Origin of the sequence: Paenibacillus sp. HJGM_3 (genome assembly GCF_045062745.1) — a bacterium.
GTDB lineage: Bacteria > Bacillota > Bacilli > Paenibacillales > NBRC-103111 > Paenibacillus_AA.
In genome coordinates this window covers 1-23,042 of sequence record NZ_JBJGED010000046.1, presented here as the reverse complement: position 1 = coordinate 23,042, position 23,042 = coordinate 1, and the positions used below count along the sequence as shown (strand labels likewise).

At 59.5% G+C, this 23,042-nt stretch carries 21 protein-coding genes and 1 pseudogene; 14 read left to right on the top strand and 8 right to left on the bottom strand.

Annotated elements, in window-relative coordinates; genetic code table 11:
• Positions 1-2: 2 nt before the first annotated feature.
• On the bottom strand, positions 3-722 hold the full coding sequence (locus tag ACI5FR_RS32130; protein WP_405462230.1) for a winged helix-turn-helix domain-containing protein: 720 nt from the start codon (positions 720-722) through the stop codon (positions 3-5).
• A 153-nt stretch (positions 723-875) separates the two neighbouring features.
• Entirely contained in the window at positions 876-1,076 is a 201-nt protein-coding gene (gene sspI / locus ACI5FR_RS32125; RefSeq protein ID WP_405462227.1) for a small acid-soluble spore protein SspI, read from the bottom strand.
• Positions 1,077-1,247: 171 nt separating this feature from the next.
• On the opposite strand from sspI, the gene ACI5FR_RS32120 reads away from it, so the two are divergent.
• The 9 genes from ACI5FR_RS32120 to ACI5FR_RS32080 all read left to right on the top strand — a co-directional run bounded on the left by ACI5FR_RS32120 (position 1,248) and on the right by ACI5FR_RS32080 (position 11,393).
• Positions 1,248-1,910 (top strand): potassium channel family protein, encoded by a 663-nt coding sequence (locus tag ACI5FR_RS32120; protein WP_405462224.1) that lies wholly within the window; start codon positions 1,248-1,250, stop codon positions 1,908-1,910.
• A gap of 6 nt (positions 1,911-1,916) precedes the next feature.
• Positions 1,917-2,777 carry a TrmH family RNA methyltransferase gene (locus ACI5FR_RS32115; protein ID WP_405462222.1) on the top strand — a complete coding sequence of 287 codons (861 nt, stop codon included), beginning with the start codon at positions 1,917-1,919 and terminating at the stop codon, positions 2,775-2,777.
• A gap of 263 nt (positions 2,778-3,040) precedes the next feature.
• On the top strand, positions 3,041-3,607 hold the full coding sequence (locus ACI5FR_RS32110) for an RNA polymerase sigma factor (RefSeq protein WP_405462219.1): 567 nt from the start codon (positions 3,041-3,043) through the stop codon (positions 3,605-3,607).
• Positions 3,604-5,211 (top strand): LolA family protein, encoded by a 1,608-nt coding sequence (locus tag ACI5FR_RS32105; RefSeq protein ID WP_405462218.1) that lies wholly within the window; start codon positions 3,604-3,606, stop codon positions 5,209-5,211. The genes ACI5FR_RS32110 and ACI5FR_RS32105 overlap by 4 nt, the downstream gene beginning before the upstream one ends.
• 122 nt (positions 5,212-5,333) lie before the next feature.
• Positions 5,334-7,403: a bifunctional aldolase/short-chain dehydrogenase gene (locus ACI5FR_RS32100; RefSeq protein ID WP_405462215.1), complete on the top strand. Its 2,070-nt coding sequence runs from the start codon at positions 5,334-5,336 to the stop codon at positions 7,401-7,403.
• Positions 7,404-7,440: 37 nt separating this feature from the next.
• Positions 7,441-7,815, top strand: coding sequence for a sensory rhodopsin transducer (locus ACI5FR_RS32095; RefSeq protein ID WP_405462212.1), 375 nt, complete (start codon positions 7,441-7,443; stop codon positions 7,813-7,815).
• Positions 7,816-7,837: 22 nt separating this feature from the next.
• Complete coding sequence (gene rhaA, locus ACI5FR_RS32090) at positions 7,838-9,097, top strand: L-rhamnose isomerase (RefSeq protein WP_405462210.1); 1,260 nt, start codon at positions 7,838-7,840, stop codon at positions 9,095-9,097.
• Between the two features lie 5 nt (positions 9,098-9,102).
• Positions 9,103-10,572, top strand: coding sequence for a rhamnulokinase (locus tag ACI5FR_RS32085; protein ID WP_405462207.1), 1,470 nt, complete (start codon positions 9,103-9,105; stop codon positions 10,570-10,572).
• A 50-nt stretch (positions 10,573-10,622) separates the two neighbouring features.
• Positions 10,623-11,393, top strand: a complete 771-nt coding sequence (locus ACI5FR_RS32080; protein WP_405462204.1) for a DeoR/GlpR family DNA-binding transcription regulator — start codon at positions 10,623-10,625, stop codon at positions 11,391-11,393.
• A gap of 52 nt (positions 11,394-11,445) precedes the next feature.
• Here the strand turns inward: ACI5FR_RS32080 and ACI5FR_RS32075 are convergent, their stop codons facing one another.
• Positions 11,446-12,378: a methylenetetrahydrofolate reductase gene (locus ACI5FR_RS32075; RefSeq protein WP_405462201.1), complete on the bottom strand. Its 933-nt coding sequence runs from the start codon at positions 12,376-12,378 to the stop codon at positions 11,446-11,448.
• A 230-nt stretch (positions 12,379-12,608) separates the two neighbouring features.
• Between ACI5FR_RS32075 and yunB the strand changes: the two genes are divergently transcribed.
• Positions 12,609-13,430, top strand: a complete 822-nt coding sequence (gene yunB, locus ACI5FR_RS32070) for a sporulation protein YunB (protein WP_405462199.1) — start codon at positions 12,609-12,611, stop codon at positions 13,428-13,430.
• Between the two features lie 31 nt (positions 13,431-13,461).
• Here the strand turns inward: yunB and ACI5FR_RS32065 are convergent, their stop codons facing one another.
• Complete coding sequence (locus tag ACI5FR_RS32065) at positions 13,462-14,520, bottom strand: M23 family metallopeptidase (RefSeq protein ID WP_405462196.1); 1,059 nt, start codon at positions 14,518-14,520, stop codon at positions 13,462-13,464.
• Between the two features lie 189 nt (positions 14,521-14,709).
• Between ACI5FR_RS32065 and larC2 the strand changes: the two genes are divergently transcribed.
• Together larC2 and ACI5FR_RS32055 are read left to right on the top strand one after the other, a co-directional pair.
• Positions 14,710-15,180, top strand: a complete 471-nt coding sequence (larC2, locus tag ACI5FR_RS32060) for a nickel pincer cofactor biosynthesis protein LarC2 (RefSeq protein WP_405462193.1) — start codon at positions 14,710-14,712, stop codon at positions 15,178-15,180.
• 229 nt (positions 15,181-15,409) lie between these two features.
• Positions 15,410-17,281, top strand: a complete 1,872-nt coding sequence (locus ACI5FR_RS32055) for an LTA synthase family protein (protein ID WP_405462190.1) — start codon at positions 15,410-15,412, stop codon at positions 17,279-17,281.
• A gap of 102 nt (positions 17,282-17,383) precedes the next feature.
• On the opposite strand, the gene larC is transcribed toward ACI5FR_RS32055, so the two are convergent.
• From larC to larE, 3 genes are read right to left on the bottom strand one after another with little or no spacing between them, the layout of a single operon-like run.
• Positions 17,384-18,427 (bottom strand): nickel pincer cofactor biosynthesis protein LarC, encoded by a 1,044-nt coding sequence (larC, locus tag ACI5FR_RS32050; RefSeq protein ID WP_405462187.1) that lies wholly within the window; start codon positions 18,425-18,427, stop codon positions 17,384-17,386.
• 4 nt (positions 18,428-18,431) lie between these two features.
• Positions 18,432-19,235, bottom strand: a complete 804-nt coding sequence (gene larB / locus ACI5FR_RS32045) for a nickel pincer cofactor biosynthesis protein LarB (RefSeq protein WP_405462185.1) — start codon at positions 19,233-19,235, stop codon at positions 18,432-18,434.
• Positions 19,235-20,107: an ATP-dependent sacrificial sulfur transferase LarE gene (larE, locus tag ACI5FR_RS32040; RefSeq protein ID WP_405462182.1), complete on the bottom strand. Its 873-nt coding sequence runs from the start codon at positions 20,105-20,107 to the stop codon at positions 19,235-19,237. The genes larB and larE overlap by 1 nt, the downstream gene beginning before the upstream one ends.
• Before the next feature lie 199 nt (positions 20,108-20,306).
• Between larE and lipA the strand changes: the two are divergent.
• Together lipA and ACI5FR_RS32030 are read left to right on the top strand one after the other, a co-directional pair.
• Positions 20,307-21,206, top strand: a pseudogene (gene lipA / locus ACI5FR_RS32035) (lipoyl synthase); the annotation flags it as partial.
• A gap of 47 nt (positions 21,207-21,253) precedes the next feature.
• The gene (locus ACI5FR_RS32030) at positions 21,254-22,123 is read left to right on the top strand and encodes a YutD-like domain-containing protein (protein WP_405462287.1); all 870 of its coding nucleotides are present in this window, start codon (positions 21,254-21,256) and stop codon (positions 22,121-22,123) included.
• Positions 22,124-22,238: 115 nt separating this feature from the next.
• Here the strand turns inward: ACI5FR_RS32030 and ACI5FR_RS32025 are convergent.
• Positions 22,239-23,042, bottom strand: an 804-nt coding sequence (locus ACI5FR_RS32025) for an NAD kinase (protein WP_405462180.1), incomplete at its 5' end; no start/stop codon positions are given.

Sequence of the window (23,042 nt, the reverse complement as noted above, 5' to 3'; positions counted from 1 at the left end):
CGCTATTCCTCCAGCTTGTAGCCCACGCCCCACACCGTGGCAATCCACGGACGATCCGGCGTTGAGATTTTGTTGCGCAATCGCTTGATATGGACGTCCACCGTCCGGTCCTCGCCGAGGTAATCATAGCCCCACACTTGCTCGATGAGCTGTTCGCGGGAGAACACTTGCCTCGGATTCCGGATGAAGAGGTGGAGCAGCTCGAATTCCTTGGGCGTGAGCGGAGCGAGCTTGCGCCCCCCGGCGGTCACTTCCCGACTCCGCGGATCGACGCTGAGCTCTTTATAACGAAGGAGGCCATCCTCCTCGCGATCGTCGAGCAGATCGGGCGCCGTGGCGAGACCGCGCTCAGGAGCCTTATACCGGCGCAGCACCGCATGAATCCGGGCCATGAGCTCGAGCGGACTGAACGGCTTGGTCACGTAATCGTCGGCACCCAGATTCAGACCCAGAATCCGGTCCTGCTCCTCCGTCCGGGCGGTCAGCAGAATGATCGGTACCGCATTGCGCTGCGCCCGCCACTCCTTGCAGAGCTGAATCCCGTCTTTGCCGGGCAGCATCCAATCCAGCAGGACGAGGTCCCAGGGCTGCGCAGCCATCAGCCGATCGGCCTCGTGGCCGTCGTAGACGAAAGTGGGCTCGATCTTTTCTTGAAGCAAAAACAGCCGAAGCATCTCGCAGACCGACCGGTCGTCTTCAGCAATCAACAGGTTCAAGCTCATGTAGGCGCTGCCCCTCCGTCTCGTCACACACTTGACATGACTCTAGCATATTCGACCGATAGAGAGGACGCAACCATTTCCTGAGCATGCCGAAATACCGCTCCTGGCAGCAGGATCCGGTATCCGGCAAAAAGAATGGAACGAGGGTGCGGCTTACAAGTTGTCCTTGAGCGTTTGCACCATCTGGTTCTGGGCGGTCGGGTCGCTGTGATCCCATATGATTTCGAACAGCACCCCGAGCCCGGGCAGCAGCTTCTCTTCCTGGTGTACGGAATCCATGATCACTTCATGCAATTGCTCGGTCGTATTGTTTTTCACCTGGCCAATAATCGCTTGTCGCAAATCCAAATCCATTCGAACAAGTCCCTCCATCGTAAGCTAATCTTGGACCTTCCGGTCATCTGGGTTAGCTTGCTCAATTTCTACGACAACATGTATGCGGCGCGAATGCTTTAGGGGAACCGGTATGAAATATGCTATAATGTTGGAAAATAACCCGTAGATACGCGTGGGAGGGCTTGCGGTATGAAACAGAAGCAATTCGCGATCATCGGCATGGGACGGTTTGGCTCAAGCGTGGCCAGATCGTTGCATACCCTGGGGTATGAAGTGCTGGCGATCGACTCTAGCGAGCAGAGGACGCAAGAGGTCGTCAATATGGTCACCCATGCGGTGCAGGCGGACTCCACCGACGAGGAGGCGCTCCGCGCCTTGGGCATCCGCAATTTCGACGTCATCGTCGTGGCGATCGGGGAAGACATCCAGGCGAGCATTCTCACCACGCTGATCTTGAAGGACATGGGCGTGCCGGCCCTGATCGTCAAAGCGCAAAACGAGCTCCACGGCAAAGTGCTCACGAAGATCGGCGCGGACAAGGTGATCTATCCCGAGCGTGACATGGGGGTGCGGGTGGCGCATCACCTCATCTCTCCCAATATTCTCGACTACATAGAATTATCGGACGACTACAGCATCGCCGAGATTAGGGCTTCCCACTCGATGTTCGGCAAAAGCTTGCGGGAGCTCGACATTCGGGCCAAGTACGGCTGCAACGTGATGGCGCTCAAGACCGGGGACAAGATGAATATTGCGCCGTACGCGGAAGATCAGATCAAGGAAAACGACATCCTCGTCGTCGTCGGCCGCAACGAGAATTTGCAGCGGTTCGAAGAGACGTTCTCGGAGTAGACCGTGATGCATATCGCTTCGGTACAAAATGCGCGGGTTAAGCTGTGGAGCCAGCTGCTGGACAAAAAAGGACGGGACAAGCAAGGGCAGTTCCTCATAGAAGGCGTTCACCTCGTGACGGAGGCGATCCGTTCGGGCGCGCCCATCGACGCGGTGGTCTACTCGGAAGCGCGGGGGATCCCGTCGGAGGTGGACCAAGCGGCTACGGAGGCGGTGGAAAAGGCAAGGGCCGGAGCGGGAGCGGGTGCACCGGCATTCGAGTGGATCAGCGTCAGCGAGGATGTGCTGCTGAAGTGCTCGGACACGCAGACGCCGCAAGGCATCTTCGCCGTCGTGAACAAGCCGGCATGGAGTCTCGAGGTGTTGTGGAGCGGAGGTGGACAGGATCAGCCCGGCCGTCGGGGCCGCTCCGGCGAGCCGCTCGTAGTCGTAGTCGACGGGGTCCAGGACCCCGGCAACCTCGGCACGATCATCCGCAGCGCGGATGCGGTGGGCGCGACGGCGGTCGTGCTCGGGCGGGGTACTGTCGACCTCTACAACCCCAAGACGGTTCGCTCCACGATGGGCTCGCTGTTCCACCTCCCGATCGTGGAGGCGGAGCTTGGGCCGCTGCTCGAGGAGGCCGGCGAGCGCGAGCTGCAGCTCGTCGTAGCGAGCCTGCAAGCGAGCGAGTCGTGCTATGCCGTCGATTTCACCCGCGGCACGTGGTTCATCGTCGGCAATGAAGCTCGAGGCGTGTCCGAGACGGCTTCCCGGCTCGCGAACCGCCGTGTCATTATCCCGATGGCGGGCGACGCGGAATCGCTGAACGTGGCGATGGCCGCCACGGTGCTGTTGTTCGAGGCTTCCCGGCAGCGGCTGACTTGAGTTGGCTCATGTACAACCCCGATTCGTCCCGCAGGACGGTTCGGGGTTGTTTGCACGCGTGCCGAAGCGGCGGTGAGGATAGGAAGGCTGCTGAAGCACGCAGAGCTTATGAATGGACGGCAAGGTCGCTATGACTAAGATAGCTCCGTTAGATCCCATCCGGATCCGACGGGGCTATTGCGTTTCTTTAGGGAAAAGTGCGCATCCTTGTAGGATGCGGGACCCTGTATGTAACGTTTCAAACGGTCCGGACGTTTCTTATTATGCCAAACAATGAAGTCAGGAAAGAAGGTGAAACCCATTTGACAGCGGTTGATCCAAAGTACATCGAAGAAGTATGCTCGGCTACATGGGAAGCTTTATACCGGTTCGTTTATTTTAAGGTTCAAAACCGCGAAGAAGCGGAGGATATCACCCAGGAAACCTATGTAAAAGCCTTCTCTTATTTGCAAAATGGAAAAGTGGCTCCGAACAAATATATCGCCTTTCTGAAAAAGGTGGCTACCAATTTGCTGCGGGATGTTTGGCGCAAAAAGAAACGCAGGGGGATCCCCGTCAGTATAGAATCCATCCATCCGAAATTTTATGCGGTCGGAGATCACGCCGAAACTAGCACTCAGCGTCATTTTATAGAAAATGCCTTAGCGAAGCTGAATGAAGAGCAGCGCACCGTGATTAAATTACGAATTCTCTCCGGGTTATCGGTCGCCGATACCGCTCGGGTCATGAAGAAAGAAGAAGGGGCCATTCGTGTCATGCAGCATCGGGCCTTAAAAAATTTGGCCGATATTCTGAAAACGACTAAGGATGCGGAGGAACAAAATCCATGAATGAAATGGAACGGAAAGTATCCGATTATATCGATAGGTTGAATGAAGAGCGAAAACCTGACGAAGACGAGCAGGCTTCGGAAGAGTTAGTCGAACTTTATCAGACAATAAGATTGGTACGCAGCTTGAAGGAGCCCGCCATGCCGGGACCCGATTATCCCATGAAACTGGTTCAATCCGTTGCAGATCAGCTTCCGCGAAGGCATCGTCCAAAGTCCAAATGGAGCTGGATCCTCGGCGTAGCCGGTGTGGCCCTCTTAGTTCTTTTGCTGAACTTCACGATCCCCCTCGGCAACACCAATGTGGTCCATGCCATGGAAAAGGCTTTTCGTAATGTGCAAGCGTACCATGGAACACTTGAAATCGTAGAAACAAACGCAAACGGGGAATCTGCAAAGCAAGCGAAATTGGAGGTTTGGGCGGATAAAGAGGGACGTTATTATATCCAAGGTTTGGAAGGGCCCAACAAGGATCTCGTCACGGTCAATAATGGACTAAGGAAATGGCAGATTCAGTCCGGCCCCAAACAAGTCCATCTCTTCCCGGCCTTCCCGGACTCCTATCGGTTTCAGTTTGAGCTGGGCAATGAAATTCAGGAAGTGAGAAATGCTTCATCCGCGACGGAGGTTGGCGAAGATACGGTGGCCGGAAGAAGAACGACTATTCTGGAGGTGACCCCAAAAGGCGGATTGCCGTACCGGATATGGATCGATAAGGAAACCAAGCTTCCGCTGCAAAAACAAACGGCCCTGTATCATGGCATTCAATATAACATCACTTACACGCAAATCGAGTTCACCAATGCCATCCCCGAGCCATTGATCGCATATCGTCTGCCTGAGGGCTTTAAGGAGATTGACACCAACCCTGAACAATTCGTAACCGATCTGAACGAAGCACAAGGCGTCGTCGGCTATGCCCCAAGAACGCCTGAGCTCCTCCCGACCGGATACTTCCAAGACCGATTCTCCGTCATTCCGGATAAACATCTTGTGAAGATTTATTACAGCGCACCGACTAAAAATTACCGGGTTCTCTTAGAACAAAGCCCATCGACTGGGGAGCTGAAGCCTGTTCCCAACGCAATAATTGGCCGCATGAACAACGGGATCGTTGAGATCCAGGCACCTAGAGCGGAGGATTCGGGAACAAGCTCCGTTAGATGGCGGCAGGACGGAGAGGAATACTCCGTAATGGGCGATGCTCCATTAGAGGATCTGCTATCTTTCGCCAAAGGGATCATGAACGGCACGCTGGAAATTCCTTCAGGAAATGAAACGGCTGCGAAACCTCAAGTTCAAGTTCCCTACGACTTAACCGTTGAAACGAATGATCAAAAAAGCGTCGATTCGGGCAGCTCTCCATGGAAGCTCGACCCCATCTATGCAGCACAGGTGTTTGTTAGTTTACAGATGTCTCCTCAAGGCATTACCGGTGAATACCCGATTCAGATGGAGGATCTGGCCATCGTGAACAATAACGGTAAGGAAGCGGTCGTTACGGTAAGCGACGAAAGCTCTCCCATAAGAAAAGTTTACTTGCAGCGACTGGTAAGGCAGGACTCAACAGGAATATGGACCGTCGTCGGTTATGATCCGAGATGAAAAATAAAGACAGCCGGACAGAGATGTCCGGTTTTTTGTGTTTGAATTCTGTATATTCAAAAACAAACAAACATGCTATGATAAAAACAAACACAAACAAAATATCTTGGAGGCATGGACTCATGGTACAAAGCTTATGGGATTCTTCGAAGGCGGCGGAATGGCAGAGCGGCCTGGAGCAGCTCGTCTACCGCTCCAACATCATCGGTGCGGACCGTCGCGTCTGCAACTGGGGCGGGGGCAATACGTCGAGCAAGACGGTCGTGAAGGATTTTCGCGGCCGCGACGTCGAAGTGATGTTCGTGAAGGGCAGCGGCTCGGACCTCGCGACGATGAAGGCCGGCAATTTCACCGGCTTGCGCATGGACGATATCCGTCCGCTGTTCGAGCGGGAGTCGATGACCGACGAAGAGATGGTCGGCTATCTGGCGCATTGCATGATCGACGCCAAGCACCCTCGCGCCTCGATCGAGACGCTGCTGCACGCATTCCTGCCGTTCAAGCATGTCGACCACACACATCCGGACGCGATCATCAGCCTATGCTGTGCGGACAACGGCCGTGAGCTGGCGAAGGCGATCTTCGGCGACCGCTTCGTCTGGGTGCCGTATGTACGCCCGGGCTTCACGCTGTCCAAGATGATCGCCCAGGGCGTCCTGGACAATCCGAACGCCGAGCTGGTACTGATGGAGAAGCACGGGCTCGTCACGTGGGGCGACACCTCCGAGGCGTGCTACGCCAAGACGATCGCCATCATTAGCGAGGCGGAGGCGTTCATCGAGGCACGCGTCGAGGAGGCGAACCTGTTCGGCGGCGTCAAGCACGAAGCGTTGGCCGCCGACGTTCGCCGGAGCATCGCCGCGCAGGTGATGCCGACGATTCGCGGGGCCGTGAGCGACGCGAAGAAGATGCTCCTGACGTTCGACGACGGGGCGGACGTGCTGCAGTTCGTTGGCGGCCGCGATGCCGCCGAGCTGTCGCAGGTCGGCGCGGCGTGCCCGGATCATCTCGTGCATACGAAGGTCGTGCCGCTGTATATCGACTGGACGCCGGACGCGGACGATGTCGAAGGGCTCAAGACGTCCCTGAAGGAAGGCGTCGCCGCGTACAAGGAGCAATACCGCGCGTACTTCGAGCGCAACAAGAACGAGGGCGACGTCATGTTCGAAGCGGCGCCGCGCGTCATCCTCATCCCGGGCGTCGGGATGATCAACACCGGCAAGAGCTGGGCGATGGCGCAGGTGAGCGGAGCGCTCTACCACCGGGCGATCGCCGTCATGCGCGGCTCGACCGCACTTGGCCGCTTCGTCTCTCTGAGCGAGAACGAATCGTACAACGTGGAATATTGGCCGCTCGAGCTGTATAAGCTGACGCTGGCGCCGCCGGAGGCGGAGTTCTCCCGCAAGGTCGCGTTCATCACAGGCGGAGCGGGCGGCATCGGCAGCGAGACGGCGCGCCGTCTCGTCTCGGAGGGCGCGCATGTCGTGCTCGCGGACTTGAATCTCGAGGGCGCGCAGAAGGTCGCGGACGAGATCAACGCGAAGTACGGCGAGCATCGCGCCATCGCCGTGAAGATGGACGTGACGAAGGAAGAGGACATCGAAGCGGCCTACGCCGAGACGGCGATCCAGTTCGGCGGCGTGGACATTATCGTCAACAACGCCGGCCTGGCCACATCGAGTCCGTTCGATCAGACGTCGCTCAAGGAATGGAACTTGAACATCAATGTGCTCGGCACCGGCTATTTCCTGGTCGCGCGCGAAGCGTTCAAGCTCATGAAGCAGCAGGGCATCGGCGGCAACATGGTGTTCATCGGGTCCAAGAACTCGGTCTACGCCGGCAAGAACGCAACCGCCTACAGCGCGGCGAAGGCGCTGGAAGCCCATCTCGCCCGCTGCATCGCGGCCGAGGGCGGCGAGTTCGGCATCCGTGTGAATACGATCCTGCCGGACGCGATCCTGCAAGGGTCGGCGATCTGGAACGGCAGCTGGCGCAACGAGCGAGCCGCCGCGTACGGTATCGAGCCCGACCAGCTGGAAGAATACTACCGCAAACGGACTACATTACTCGTGAACATCTTCCCGAAAGACATTGCCGAAGGCGTCGCCTTCTTCGCCTCGTCGAAGGCGGACAAGACGACGGGCTGCATGCTGACGATCGACGGCGGCGTTCCGGCTGCCTTTACCCGCTAATTCCGGATCATTCCCAGAGGCGAAGGAGCATATCCCTATGCATAGAGCGCATGGCGAAACGTTATGGTTCATCCCCGACGGCTACATTCCCCCGACGAGCGCGCCGGGCGAATACGAGAGCCACGAATCGGTCTGCGTCCTGAATACGGGTTCGGAGGACGCAACCGTCCGCTTCACGATCTACTTCGAAGACCGCGACCCGATCGAAGACATCCCGTACATCGTCCCCGCACGACGGACGAAGCACATTCGTACGAGCGGCTTGACTATGGACGGGGAGGGGATTCCGAAGGGCGTCCCCTACGCGATCGAGGTGAAGAGCGATATTCCTGTAATCGTACAATATTCCCGGTTGGACGCGACCCAGGCGGAAAACGCGTTGATGAGTGTGATGGCGTATCCATTACGATAATCGAAGGGACGGTTGAGTTGAGATGACGACACAAGAGCTGCAAGCGCAATACGAGTGGGCGAAAGGCCTGTACGCCCGGCACGGCATCGATGTGGAGCGGGTGCTGGACGAGCTGGCGAAGATCAAAATCTCGATGCATTGCTGGCAGGGCGACGATGTCAAAGGCTTCCTGTTCAATGAAGAGCTGAGCGGAGGGATCTCCGTTACCGGCAACTACCCGGGTGCGGCCCGCTCGGCAGCCGAGCTGAAGCGCGATCTCGAGCTCGCGTTCTCGCTCATTCCCGGCAAGCACAAGCTGAACCTGCATGCGATCTATGCGGACACCGACGAGAAGGTCGATCTCGATCAGCTCGAGCCGCGTCACTTCCAGGGTTGGGTTGATTGGGCGAAGGAGCATGGCCTGGGGCTCGACTTCAACCCTACCTGTTTCTCCCACCCGAAGGCGAGCGACGGCTTCACGCTCAGCCATCCGGATCCCGAGATCCGCGAGTTCTGGATCGAGCACTGCAAGCGTTCGCGCCGGATCGGCGCCTACTTCGGCGAGCAGCTCGGGCAGACGTGCGTCACGAACGTCTGGGTGCCGGACGGCTATAAGGATAAGCCGGTCGATCAACTGGCGCCGCGCCAAAGGCTGAAGGCTTCGCTCGATGCGGTATTCGCTGAGCCTCTCAATCCCGCCCACAACCTCGACGCAGTCGAGAGCAAGCTGTTCGGCCTCGGCTCGGAAGCTTACGTCGTCGGCTCGCATGAGTTCTACATGGGCTACGGGATGCAGAACAACAAGCTCATCTGCCTCGACGCCGGCCACTTCCACCCTACGGAGACGATCTCGGGCAAGCTGAGCTCGCTGTCCCTGTTCACGGACGGGATTCTGCTGCACGTGAGCCGTCCGATGCGGTGGGACAGCGATCATGTCGTGACGTTCGACGACGAGCTGCAGGACATCGCCCGCGAGCTTGTGCGCCACAATCTGCTCGGCACGACGCACATCGGGCTCGACTTCTTCGACGGCAGCATCAACCGCGTAGCCGCATGGGTCATCGGGACCCGCAACACGATCAAGGCGCTGCTCCGCGCGATGCTCGAGCCGGCCGACCGGCTGAGGCAAGCGGAGCTGCAAGGCGATTACACGACCCGCCTCGCGCTGCAGGAGGAGTTCAAATCGTACCCGTTCGGCATTATCTGGGATGCGTATTGCGAGCGGATGGGCGTGCCGACCCGCGAGAGCTGGCTGGACCGCGTGAAGGCCTACGAAGAGCAAGTTCAGCTTAAGCGGGGGTAGCCGGGATGACGCATGTACTCGCTTATGACCTGGGGGCGAGCAGCGGGCGAGCGCTGCTCGGCCGGCTGACCGACCGCAAGATCGAGGTGGAGGAGCTGCACCGCTTCTCCAACGACCCGGTGCAGGTGGGCGACCGCCTGCACTGGGACATCCTCCGCCTGCTGCATGAGATGAAGCAGGCGCTGCTTGCGGCGAAGCATCGCAAGCTCGAGCTCGCGAGCCTCGGGATCGACTCCTGGGCTGTCGATTTCGGCCTGATCGGCCAAAACGGCGAGCTGCTGGGCAACCCGTACCATTACCGCGACCGGCATACGGACGGGATGCTGGAGCAGCTGTTCCAGCGCATTCCGGCGTCGGAGATTTTCTCGCGGACGGGGATTCAATTCCTGCCGTTCAACTCGATCGTGCAGCTGTTCGCGCTGAAGCAGGCGAATTCGCCGCTGCTGCGGGAAGCGAGCCGGTTCCTGATGATCCCGGACCTGCTCCGGTACTTCCTGACCGGGGAGATGCGCAATGAGTTCTCCAACGCGACGACGACGCAGCTGTACAATGCAGTGGACAACCGCTGGGATGAGGAGCTGCTCGGCCGGATCGGCATTCCCGCCGACTGGTTCGGCCCTGTCGTGCAGCCCGGCACCCAGGTCGGGAGCCTGCGCGCATCGCTCTGCGACGAGCTGGGTATCGCGCCGGTCCCGGTCTACGCCGTGGCCGAGCATGACACCGGCTCCGCCGTAGCCGCGGTCCCGACCGTGGACCGTTCCTTCGCCTACTTGAGCTGCGGCACGTGGTCGCTGATCGGGACGGAGGTCGACCGTCCGGTGCTGACGGAAGCGGCTCGACAGTCGAACTTCACCAATGAAGGCGGTGTAGACGGCACATACCGGCTGCTGAAGAACATCATGGGGCTATGGCTGCTCCAGGAGAGCCGCCGGGAGTGGGAGCGCGCCGGCAGCTCGTACACATTCCCGGAGCTAGTCCGGATGGCGGAGCAAGCGGCGCCGTGCCGGGCTTGGATCGACCCCGACGACGAACGGTTCCTGCCCCCGGGCGACATGCCGGCACGTATCCGCCAGTATTGCGCGCAGACGGGGCAGCAGGCGCCGGAGGAGCCGGGCGCGGTCGTCCGTTGCATTCTCGAGAGCCTCGCTTTAAAATATCGGTATGCCTTGGAGGTCACGGAACGGCTGTCCGGACAATCGTTCGGCGGTCTTCATATGGTCGGCGGCGGGATCAACAATACGCTGCTGTGCCAGTGGACGGCGAACGCCATCGGCAAGCCGGTGTGGGCCGGCCCCGCGGAGGGCAGCGCGATCGGGAACCTGGTCGTGCAGTGGATCGCGCAGGGCCAATTCGCCGACATCTGGGAAGCGCGGCAGGCGATCCGGGACTCGTTCCCGGTGACCGTCTACGAGCCGTCCGATCAGACGGCCTGGCAGGACGCGTACGGCCGCTTCCTTGCCGTGACGGGGTTATGAAGGTGTCCAGAGCAAGCCTAGATAGATCATGTTAGGAAAAGAGGGCAGCTATGCTGGTTGCGGAGCGGTATGAGAAAATTGTTCAGCTGGTCAATGAGCGAGGCAGCATCCGTGTCACGGAACTGAGCGAGCTGTGCCAAGTTACCGAGGAGACGATCCGGCGCGACCTCGACCGGCTGGAGCGGGCCGGCCGGCTGCGCCGATCGCACGGCGGGGCGGTCAGCGTGAAGGACTACCAGGGGCAGCAGCCGCCGGAGATCCCTTACGCGGAGCGGGAGATTACGCGTGCGGAGGAGAAGAAGCGGATCGCGCTCGAGGCGGTCAAGCTGATCCGGCCGCATGACCGGATCCTGCTCGACGCGAGCTCGACCGCCTGGTACATGGCGTCCAGCCTGCCGGATATCCCGCTCACGGTGTTGACGAATTCGATCAAAGTCGCCGTCGAGCTGAGCGCGAAGGAGAAGATCGAGGTCATCTCCACGGGCGGCATCCTCGCGGCGCGCTCGCTGTCTTATGTCGGCCCGCTGGCCGAACGGTCGCTCGACGCGTATCACGTCGACAAGGCGTTCCTCTCGTGCAAGGGCGTTCACCTCGACCGCGGCTTAAGTGAATCGAACGAGCTGCAGGCTCGGGTGAAGATGAAGATGATCGGCATGGCCGATCAAGTCGTGCTGCTCGCCGACTCGAGCAAGTTCGGCGTCCAGGCGTTCACGCACGTAGCCGACCTGGGCGAGGTCGACGCGATCGTGACCGACCGCCGGCTGCCAGGCGAGATGTACGACGTCTTGACCGAGCGGGGCATCGCGGTTACGACGGTTTAAACGACCAAAAACCTCAGGAGCACTAGTAGCTCCTGAGGTTTTCATTTGACGGTTAGGACCCGAGCTTTCGATCGATATACCCCTTGATGTCTTTCACCAGCTGGATGGAAGCTTCGATCTCCACTTTACGGGTCGATACGCTCTCTACGCTGCAGCCGACGGGGATGCCTTTCTCCAGGCCGAACTCGAACAGCTCTTCGAAGATCGTCCGGGACTGATGCAGAGACTTCTCCAGAATGTCGGCCGAGTGCACAAGGTCGTTCTCGAGCCACCTCGGCATGCTGATGCCCAGCCATTTCATGAATGCCAGTGTCTTGGGAGAGCCGCACGGCGCCAAATTGAACAGAATCGGCACCATCTCAAGTCCATGCTCGCGTCTGTAATAGTAATAATCGGACAGCAGGTCCTTGGACGCTTCTATGTTATAGGTCGCCTGTGAGACGAAGAATCGGCACCCTTGACGGATCTTGTTCACCATGCGCAGGTGCTCGTCGCCATACTTCAGATGCCGTTCTGGGATGACGACCCCGCCGAAGAGCAGCCGGCCGTTCAATTCCCCGCTCAACGCGTAGCTGTCCGCCAGCGTCGACTTGACCGGCTGCGTGCGCGAAGCGGCTCCGACGAACACGGCGAACCGGTCCCGGTCCGCGTCGCTCGCGATCCACTCGGCCTGCTCCGCTTTCGTATATTTGCCGACACACCGATAGATGATTTTCGGCAGATCGAGTGCGGCCATATAATGCTCGCTGTACTCGGTAGGATCGACGAAGGTCGTATAGGGAAAAGGCCGCTCCTGGTCGACCCGGTCGCTTTCTTCTTGGACGTCGTACAGGATAAGGGCATCCATGTTCACATCCCGCAGCCGTTCGCATTGCTTGCGGGCGATTTCGGCCAGCTGCTCCGGAGGCGTATTCGCTTTGGGCGGCGTCATGCCGTAAGAGAGAATGCCGGCCTGCTTTCCGATGATTTTTTCTTTTAAATTCATACGCTACATCCTCGATTCCCGCTCATTCCGATCGGCTTTGGTTATCGCTTCCCAGTCCTATATTCGCTATGAAGCGGGCGGTTCCTTCTCGGGACCGGCTGTAACTTTTTACATCCGGGAATCCGAAGCCGTAAGATAGGGCCGGGAGAGGTCGTCTTTTTGACGGGACAGCTGCATACACTGGGTAAGGAAAAATCGGACCGATGCTTCCAGATCGGAGAGGATGCCCTGTGTTCAAGCGCCGCTGGCGTAGCCGCTCCACGAAGAAAAGCAAACGGAAGACGTTTTTTATAGCGCTCCTCATCGCCTTCCTGTTCTTCATCCAATCGTTCATCTACATCGACCGCAATCTGTGGCCGCCGCTGATGAACCTGGCGAAAGTCCGGGTGAAGCAGATCGCCACGGAAGCGATCAACAATGCGATCTCCGAACGCATTTCCCAGGGGACGGACTTGGAGCGGCTGATCGAGTGGAAGATGGCGACGAACGGCAAGATCAACGGCTTCATGCTGAATTATTCGGAGCATATGCGAATTCGCTCGCAAGCGGTGGAAACGGTACAGACGGCGCTGCAGGGGCTGCAGGAGATTCCGGAGCATATCCCGCTCGGCCAAGCGATGGATAGCGCCATCATCGCCTCGTTCGGCCCGAAGGTGCCGATCAAGCTCCTGCCGGCCGGCTCGGTGAAGGTCGACCTGAGCACGCGTCAGCAAAATGCAGGGATCAATATGATTCTCGTCGAGGTGTATATCAAAATTACGGCGGAGGTCTCGATCATCATCCCGTTCGACTCGGAGCCGGAGGTGGTCGACACGGAGATTCCGATCTCATACGTCCTCGTCGTCGGCGATGTGCCGATGTACTACATGGACAACAAGGGGAACCCGACCAACGGCTCCCCGGCGCTGCCGCCGAGCATCTCGCTGCCCGGAGTGAAGGGCGAGGGGGCCGCCGGCAGCGGGGTCAGTCAGACGAGTCCGACCGCGGGGGCGGGCGAGAGCAAACCTGCGGGGGCTACGCCCGGCACGGGAGAGAGCAAGTCCGGGCATTAAGAAAACCCACATAGTGATGTGGGCCACTAGATTAACTCGTCGGTTTCCTGTTGCGCAGCCGGTCTTCCCGTTCCCATTTGCGCAAATACGGATACGGATCGAACGACCATTCCTTCGTCCCGTTATCGCGATACAGCCCGTAATGCAAGTGCGGGGGGAACTTCCCCTGCGTACCCGGCTTGCCGTAGCCGGAGCTGCCGACCCAGCCCAGCACCTGCCCCGGCTTCACGATGTCGCCCTGCTTCAATGATTTGTCGAAGCCGGAGAGATGGGCGTAGTAATGGTACACGTTGTTCAGGTCACGCAGCCCGACGCGCCAGCCGCCGTAATTGTTCCAGCCCTTCACTTCCACGATGCCGTAGCAGGTGCTGCGGACCGGAACCCCGTAACTCGCGAACAGGTCGGTTCCCTCGTGGATCCGAGCGCCGCCCCAGCCTCGCGCGGCCCCCCACGTGCCCCGGTACGAATACTCGGAGGTCACGGGGAGCGGAAAGGCATGCTCATGCAGGTCGAGTCGGTCGAACGTTTCATAGATTTTGACGAACTGCTCGATTCGTTCGATCGCCCGCGTATTTTTGTATGTTTCCTGGAGCGCCTGCTTCAGCTGATCGGGCTGCGTTCCATGCCGGGCCAGATGGGCCGCCGCCGTCGACAGAAGGTCCAGATCGTTGTTGCGGTCCGCGAGCCCGTCGCCTGACCCGTCCCGCCCTCGGCCGCCGAACACGGCGATGCTGCGCAGATCCGTATCTTCATGATCGGGATTGTTCATGCCGACCCATTCCAGCTCCGAGTAATAAATGCCGATGAGCCCGTCTTTGCGAAGCGGCCGCTTCTTCGGATTGGCGATGCTGAGCGAGCGTTCGTATTGATCCACAGCGGCGAGATAAGACCAAGGAATGCCGGACGCCTGGCTCGCTTGGTCGAGCAGCACTTTGCGCTCGGCGAATATTTCTTTCATCGGCTTGTCGGCCTTGGAGCCGGAAGCCGGCGCCGCCGTTTCGGCGCGACTTCGCGAAGGGGACGCAGTCCCCATCCACACCAGGCTAACCGCGAGCAGCACGGCGGCCCAGGGCTTAAACGAACGTTTCATCGAACTTCCTCCCAGAAGCAAAGATGGATACATATAGCATGCGCCCGACTTCGGTAGACTATGCCAAGCCGATCTATGCTCCATTTACAAGGGACGGGCGGGTTTGCTACGATACGAGTAACTGCGGAAACGCGATCCGTCCTGTTACGAAGCGCGTTTCGTTCGCTATCCGCGTAAGGAGGATTCCTCATGTTCCAGCATCGCACCGAGCATACGGAAGAAGGCATGGTGCTTATTCAAACGAATTTGGACGATATGAACCCCGAATACTGTTCGTACGTGATGGACCGGTTGTTCGAGGCGGGGGCCAATGACGTGTTTTGGATCCCGATTGTGATGAAAAAAGGGCGTCCCGGCTTTATGCTGAACGTCCTGTGCTCGGAGGAGCGGCTCACGGAGATGGAAGACGTCATTTTCCGCGAGACGACGACGCTCGGGCTGCGCTATCTCCGCGCGGACTGCCACCGGCTTGGCCGGGCGTTCGTGAAGGTGGATACGCCTTGGGGGGCCATAACGGTCAAGACCGGCACATATAAAGGCGAGCTCGTCCAAGCCGCTCCGGAATTCAAGGAATGCGAGCAGGCCGCCCGGGCGCACGGGGTTGCCTTGAAGGAAGTGTACGAAGAAGTGCGGCGGGCGTTCGCCGCGACTCATAAGTAGGGAAGAAGACCGCTCTCAAACTGCTGCCACTCGCCTTGGCGCGGTTTTTTTTTTGTCCAAATTGTCCCATCGAGCGCTATTTTCAGGGAATATTAAGCTTTTGTTAATATAATGGACTCAGCTGATCCGGAATGGGCGAGTTTTGAATAAGTAAAGGAAGTGTTCGACAATGCGACTTATTGGGAGGAATGTGCGGTCCAGATTGAGCTGGATGGAGGACAATCGAACGGTGAGGAGGTTGGTGCTCGTATTGGCGTTCGCGGTCGTGCCGCTCGCGCTCGTGTTCGGCATGGAGCTGATCGGACGCGGCTCGGTCGCCGGGACTTGGAGCTGGATGGTGACTCATCCGAAGCTCGTGCTGCTGAACGGAATGCTGCAATTGTGCGTACTGCTCGTCGTTTATGCTTTGCTCGGGACGCTGTTCCCCGCGATTGGGGTGGTGTCCGCGATCATGTCGCTGATGACGCTCATTAATTATTTCAAAACGAAACTGATCGGGCAGCCGTTCTTTCCCTGGGACTTATTCCTGAAGAAAGAAAGTATGGACATCGCTCCCCTGATCGCCGGTCCTGCGGCCATGAAACGGGTCGGGGTGCTGATCGCGATCGTCGTCGCGCTGCTGCTGCTCCGCCTCGTGCTGCCGCGATTCGGAATGCGTCTTGTTCCCCGGTTGGCGCTGGGAACGTTGGCGCTGGTCGCCCTGTACTCGTTCGGCGTGCGCTCGCCTTGGGCGGCGGAAGCCCTCAGCCGGGCTGGGGTCTATGAGACCACGTGGGACCAGCAGCAAAATTATGCGGACAACGGACTCGCGCTCGCGTTTACGCTAAATGTAAAAAATTCCGTTGTGCCGAAGCCGTCGGGCTACGGGGAAGAATCGATCTCCACGCTGGCTCAAAGCTTGAACGAGCAGGAGCTGCAGGTACTGAAGCAAACGTCGGCGGTGAAGGAAGAATTAAACGGGCGCAAGCCGAACGTCATCTTCATCATGAACGAGGCGTTCTGGGACCCCACGCTGCTGACGAACGTCAGCTTCAGCTCGGATCCGCTGCCAACCGTACACCGGCTTCAACAGGAGAGCACGTCCGGGTTTTTGCTGTCGCCGCAATACGGCGGGGGGACGAGCAATGTGGAGTACGAGGTGCTGACCGGGCAATCGATGAGCTTCCTGCCGGCGGGCTCCGTGCCGTATCAGCAGTACATCACGAAGCCGCTCCCAAGCTTGGCGAGCTTCTTCAAGAGCTTGGGGTATAGCAGCCTGGGGATGCATACGTACGAGGGCTGGTTCTGGAACCGGCAAAATGTGTATAAATCCCTTGGCTTCGACAGCTTCAAAAGCCAGGAGCAGTTCGTCGATCCCGAGTACAAGGGGACGTTCATCGCCGACTCGGAGATGTCCCGGAGCATCGTTAGCGCCGTCGAGGAGTCGGAGGAGCCGGCGTTCATCTATGCGGTGACGATGCAGAACCACGGGCCGTATGATACGCCCCGCTATGCCGAGAATACGATACAAGTGCAGGGCAATTTGACGCCGGCGGCGAAGTCGACGTTGGAGACGTATACGCAAGGCGCCTATGATGCCGATCAGAGCCTGCAAATGCTGATCGACCACTTCCAGCAGTCCGACGAGCCGACGCTGATCGTGTTCTTCGGCGACCATTTGCCGATGCTCGGGTATGACTATGACGTCTATAAGCAGGCGGGCTTCATCCGTTCGAGCGACGCGACCCAGTGGTCGCTGGATGAGCTGAAGAGCATGCACCAAGTGCCGTTCGTTACTTGGTCGAACTTCAACATGCCGCAGCAGACGGTGCCGATCCTGAGCGACTCGTTCCTCGGCTCGTTCGTGCTCGATGCGCTGCATCTGGAGAAGCCGGCGCAGTTCGCGTTCAACAGCGGCTTGTCGGCGACGCTGCCTGGGCTGCTCAGCAATCTGGCCGTCGACTCGGCCGGCAATCTGTACCCGACCGCGCCGGAATCGGCGCAGGCGCCGCTGGAGCAGTACCGCCAGCTGCAGTACGACCAGCTCTTCGGCCAGCAGTATGTCGCCAAGTACTATTCGGAAGGCGACATCAGCAAGCTGGCGGGCGAGTTGGGGTATTAAACGTTGCCAGAGTCGGCGTAAACAAGCGAAACCTCCGAGGCGAAGGCCTCGGAGGTTTTTTGGGATTGAACGGGTGTGCAGGCCCGGAACCCGGGTGGATAGTTATTGTTTCGGCGTAGACCCGTGAGAATGCGGATGGTCGTGGTCATGGCCGTGGTCGTGATCATGGTCGTGATCATGGCTGTGGTCGTGACTGTGCTTGGGCCGGTAGAGCACTTTGCGCTCATGGACCCGAGGCCCCGGCTCCAGGCGGTCGCTGTAAGTCGGCCCGTGGTGATGATCGTGCACATGGTCATGGTCATGATGGTGTCCGTGGTCATGGTCATGCCCATGATGATGGTGATGATGCTCCGCATGCTCATGCGCCTGCTGCAATTGGGCCAGCCCAAGCTGCACCTGCGCCTTGGTCAGGTAAGGATCCGTCGTGCCGACGACAACCCGGAGCACGTTCGGCTGGTTCGGCAAGTCCCGCGTGCCGGCGCCATACCCGATCGATTCGACGACCATCGGCGGCAAGCCTTTGAAGAACTCGTGTACGACGCCTGCCACCACGCCGGCGCCGGTCGGGGTCGTCATCTCCATCGTGTAAGGGGTCGGAGCGATCGGCAGCCCCTTCATCATCTCCAGCGTCGCCGGCGCGGGCACCGGGTAGATGCCGTGGTCGCACTTGACCGTGCCGGAGCCGAGCGGCACCGGCGAGCAGTAGATGCGCTCGGCCTGAAGCGAATCGAGGGCGAGAGCGATGCCGATGATGTCGACGATCGAATCGATCGCGCCGACCTCGTGGAAGTGCACCTTATCGAGCGGGATGCCGTGGATCTTCGCTTCGGCGATGCCGATCTTCTCGAAGATGGCGAGGCTGAGCCGCTTCACCTGCTCACCCAAGCCAGCCGTCTCGATCATCCGCACGATCTCGGAATAGTGCCGGTGATGGGTAGGCGGCTTACTCGGATCGAGCTCCACGTCCAGCTTCAGCGACGAGATGCCGCGCTTGTTCACGCGCCGCCACTCGAGGCGGAACGGCTCGATCCGAATCTTGGCGAGCTCCTGCTCGATGTAGTCGCGGTCCGCGCCGGCGTCCACCAGCGCGGCTAACGTCATATCTCCGCTAATCCCGGAGAAGCAGTCCAGATATACGATTCGCATCTTGTCACGCTCTTTTCGACATCAATTTGTTGATCCGGCCGGCGCTGTAGCCGGCCCCGTAGCCGTTGTCGATATTGACGACGGTGATTCCGTTGGCGCACGAATTCAGCATCGTGAGCAGGGCGGACACGCCGCCGAAGCTCGTCCCGTAGCCGACGCTGGTTGGAACGGCAATGACCGGCTTCGCCACCAGGCCGCCCACGACGCTCGCGAGCGCGCCCTCCATGCCGGCGACGACGATGATCACATTCGCTTCGCGAATGACGGAGAGTCGCCGGAACAGCCGGTGAATGCCGGCGACTCCCACGTCGTATACCCGCTCGACGTGGTTGCCCATGCATTCCAGCGTGACGGCCGCTTCCTCGGCGACAGGCAAGTCGGCCGTGCCGGCGCAGACGACGGCGACATAGCCGTCGTTCACTTGCAGGATCGGCTTCTTGAACCACGTGAGCGCCTGCGCGGTCGCGTGGTACTGGACGCCGTCCACGGCGGCGAGCACGTACTCGGCCTTGGCCGCGTCGACCCGCGTCGCGAGCACGCGGTCGGCATGCAGCTGGAGCCGCTGGAAGATGGCGGCCAGCTGCTCCGCGGTCTTCCCGAGGCCATAGATGACCTCGGGGAAGCCGGTGCGCTTCTCGCGGTCGAGATCGAGCTGGGCGAAGCCGAGGTCGTCGACCTTGCCGTCCGCCTCGCGCTTTGCTTGCTCCTCGAGCAGGCGTTTCGCCTCCTGCGGATCGAGCGCGCCCGCCTGCACGTCTTTCAAAAGTTGTTCCAAGTCCAGTGGAGTTGTCCGTTCATCTTGTCCCATTACAGAGCCGCCGCTTCTTTCTCTGGAGTTTTCTTGGCGGCCTGGAGCACCTCGTTCATGCTGCCGGTCCGGTAGCCGGCTAGATCGAGCGTCACGTATGTGAACCCTAGGCTCGTGAATTTCCGATGGATGTCTTCCTTCAGCTCGATAATCCGCGCGATCTCCTCCGGCATCACTTCGATGCGGGCGACCTTGTCATGGTGCCGTACCCGCACTTGCCAGAAGCCAAGCTGATACAAGTAATCTTCCGCTTCGTCGAGCTGGTCGATTTTGTAGCGCTCGATCTTGGTCCCATACGGGATCCGGGACGACAGGCAGGCGAAGGACGGCTTGTTCCAGGTGACGAGCCCCAACTCTTTCGACAGCTCGCGAATCTCATTCTTGTAGAACTGCGCTTCCTGCAGAGGGCTGCGCACGCCTTGCTCCTTCTTGGCCGCAAGTCCGGGGCGGTAATCCCCCAGGTCGTCCATATTCGAACCGTCTACGATATAAGGATAGCCCATCTCGGCGGCCAACCGCTTGAGGTGGCTATACAGTCCGGTTTTGCAATGGTAGCAGCGGTCCGGGTTGTTGGCGACGAAATCCGCGTTGTCGAGCTCCTTGACCTCGGTGCGGAGCAGGTTCACGCCCATCTCTTCCGCGATGCGGACGGCCGCGTTGAACTCGCGCGTAGGGAAGGTCTCCGAAGCCGCGGTGACGGCGAGCACTTGATCACCCAGCACCTGGTGGGCTCTCTTCAACGCGAACGTGCTGTCCACCCCGCCCGAGAAGGCAATCATAACCCGGCCCATATCTTGAAAAATGCGGCCCAACGCCTCATCCTTTTGCTGCAAAGTCATGCCGTCTTTCAACTGGTCAGCGCTCACGCTCATGTACAATCTCCCATCCGTTACAGACTTCGCTAGCAATACTCCAGCCTAAGTGTACCATAAAGCGGGAGGGCACCGAAACCATTGCCGGCCGGAAAAGCTGGAGAATGTCGGTGCGCTTGTGGCATGTTGCGGCATTCGTGGTATAATACAGAAAAGTAAACCAGATTAGCATTTTCACGCGAGAAAGCGAGAAGACGAGAAAATCATGGCAACCAAACCGATCCCAAGGAAGCCGGACTGGCTGAAGATCAAGCTGACGTCGGCCGAAGACTTCCATCATGTAAAAGAATTGAAGCAAATGATGCGTTCCAAGACGCTGCATACCGTATGCGAAGAAGCCAAATGCCCGAACATTCACGAGTGCTGGGCCAACCGGACGGCAACGTTCATGATCCTGGGCGACGTCTGCACCCGGGCGTGTCGGTTCTGCGCGGTGAAGTCGGGCTTGCCGACCGAGCTGGACATGCAGGAGCCGGAGCGCGTGGCGGAAGCCGCGGAGCAGATGGGGCTGCGGCATTGCGTCGTGACCTCGGTCGCCCGCGACGATCTGACCGACGGAGGCGCTTCGATATTCGCCGCCACGATTCGGGCGGTGCGCAAGCGGCTGCCGATGTGCGGCGTCGAGGTGCTCATCCCGGATTTCATGGGCAACGAGGAGTCGCTGCGCATCGTGATGGACGCCAAGCCGGACATCCTGAACCATAACCTCGAGACCGTGGAACGCACATCCGATCGCGTCCGGTCGAAGGCGAAGTATCGCCGCTCCCTGGAGCTGCTCGCGAGAGCGAAGGCGATGCAGCCGAACATTCCGACCAAGTCCAGCATCATGGTGGGCGTGGGCGAGGAATGGGACGAGATCTTGCAGACGATGGACGACCTGCGGGCCGTCGATTGCGACATTATGACGATCGGGCAATATTTGCAGCCGACGCGGCAGCATATGGACGTGAAGGCGTTCTATACGCCGGAGCAGTTCGCCGAGCTGAAGCAAGAGGGCATGAAGCGCGGCTTCAGCCATGTGGAATCGGGGCCGCTCGTACGGAGCTCCTATCATGCGCATGAGCAGGTGCGGTCGGCCGAGGCCGGGGCGCGCCGTTAATCGCGCTGGAAGATGTCAAGGTCGAGGAGGGAAAGCGATTGATTCACATGGGGGGACGTGTCTACGAGCTGATAATCGACCATCGGAATGCCTACAATTACGAGGCGTTTCGCGACCGATACAGCGAAGTGCTGGAGCGGTACGATTATATCGTAGGAGACTGGGGCTACAATCAGCTGCGGCTGAAAGGGTTTTTCAAGGAAAATAATCAAAAGTCGACCCGGGACACAACGGTAGCCGGCTTGAACGATTATTTGAACGAATATTGCAATTTCGGCTGCGCGTATTTCGTCCTGGAGCGGACGAACGCCAAGTCCCCATCCCGATCGCTTTCGGACGCACCGGAGGATGAGGAGGACGGATCGGCTCAGAGTCAGCCGGGGCATTCGATCGGAGCGTCCGGACCGTACGACCAGCGCAGCCGCCATGGTCAGCATAATGACTCCGCCAAAGGCCAAGGACAGCTCAGGGGGCAAGGAACCGACTCCGCACAAGCCTCGGCCGTTCCGGACCAGGCGCCGCCCAGCCAGGAGTTGCAGCAGTCGCCGCGGCATCGCCATCACGGTGCTGTCTATCAGGGGCAGAGCCAAGGCGCCGCCCAAAAGCAGCGTCACCAAGGCCAGCACACATCTCAAGGGCACGGCGCGCCTGGCCGCCATGGGCGGCCGGATCGGCATGAGCGAGCCGAGCGCCAAGACCGGCACAACCGGCCGGACAAGCCGGAGCGGGGCGACCGGCAGGAGCGCCCGGATCGGGATGTGAGGCCGCAAGGGAAGCAAGAGCATCAGGGCAAGCCGCATCCGCATCAGGAGCGGCAGCAGCATCAGGACCGCAATCTGCAGCAGCAGGCGCACAATCAACAGCAAACCTTCCAGCAAGAACCCCGCCGCCAGCACGACCGTCAAGGCCGCGCCTGACCGGCTCCAGCGAATAGAACAGACAAGACCTCCATGCTCCGCCGATCAGGTGGCGCTGGAGGTCTTTTTATTTTTAAAGAATTTATTAATCCTGAGGTCACTTGGCGGGGAGTGTTCACTCCACAATCTCGCCGATAAACGCCTCCCGCACGCGGTTCCAGAAGGGGAACGGGCGGAAGCGGGCGAAGCTCACCTTCTCCTCGGCGACCATGCTGCGGATCGACACGATGTCGTTCATCTGTACGTTCAGGTGGTCGATCGTGAGCAGCATGTTCATTTTCTTCTTCGGGTAAATGTCGCAGTGGTGATGCTTCGGCAGCACCATGGACGACCCGAGCGAGCGGTACAAGCGATTGTTGAGCGACGCCATCTCCGCGATCTGGATCGCGTCGAGCGACGGATGCAGGATCGCGCCGGTCAAGCTCTTGTTGTAGCCGGTACTGCCCGACGGAGTCGAGATGCAGATGCCGTCGCCCCGGAACATCTCGAACAGTTCGTCGTTAATATGCAGCTCGGCGACGAGCGTCGCTTCGCCCCCTTTGAGCGTGAACTCGTTCAGTGCCAGATGCGTCTGGGTGCCGCGCTCCGTCTCGATCTGAATTTGCACGACCGGGTACTTGACCGTCTTGAGGGGCGGGCAGGACATGGCGGCGGCCATGCTGTCCACCAGCAATTCGATCTCTCCCGGCTTCCAGTCGGCATAAAACCCGAGATGGCCGGTATGAATCCCGACGAACGAAGTTGTCTCGAGCTGCTCCTTGTACAGATGAAACGCGTGCAGCATCGTGCCGTCCCCCCCGACGGAGACGACGATATCCGGCTGCTCGGGATCCAGCACGAGCCCCCGGCCGGCCGCCAGCTCGTGGAAGCGGTCTTTCGTCTGTACCGAAATGGCGTCGCCGCGGTGGACTACGTTATA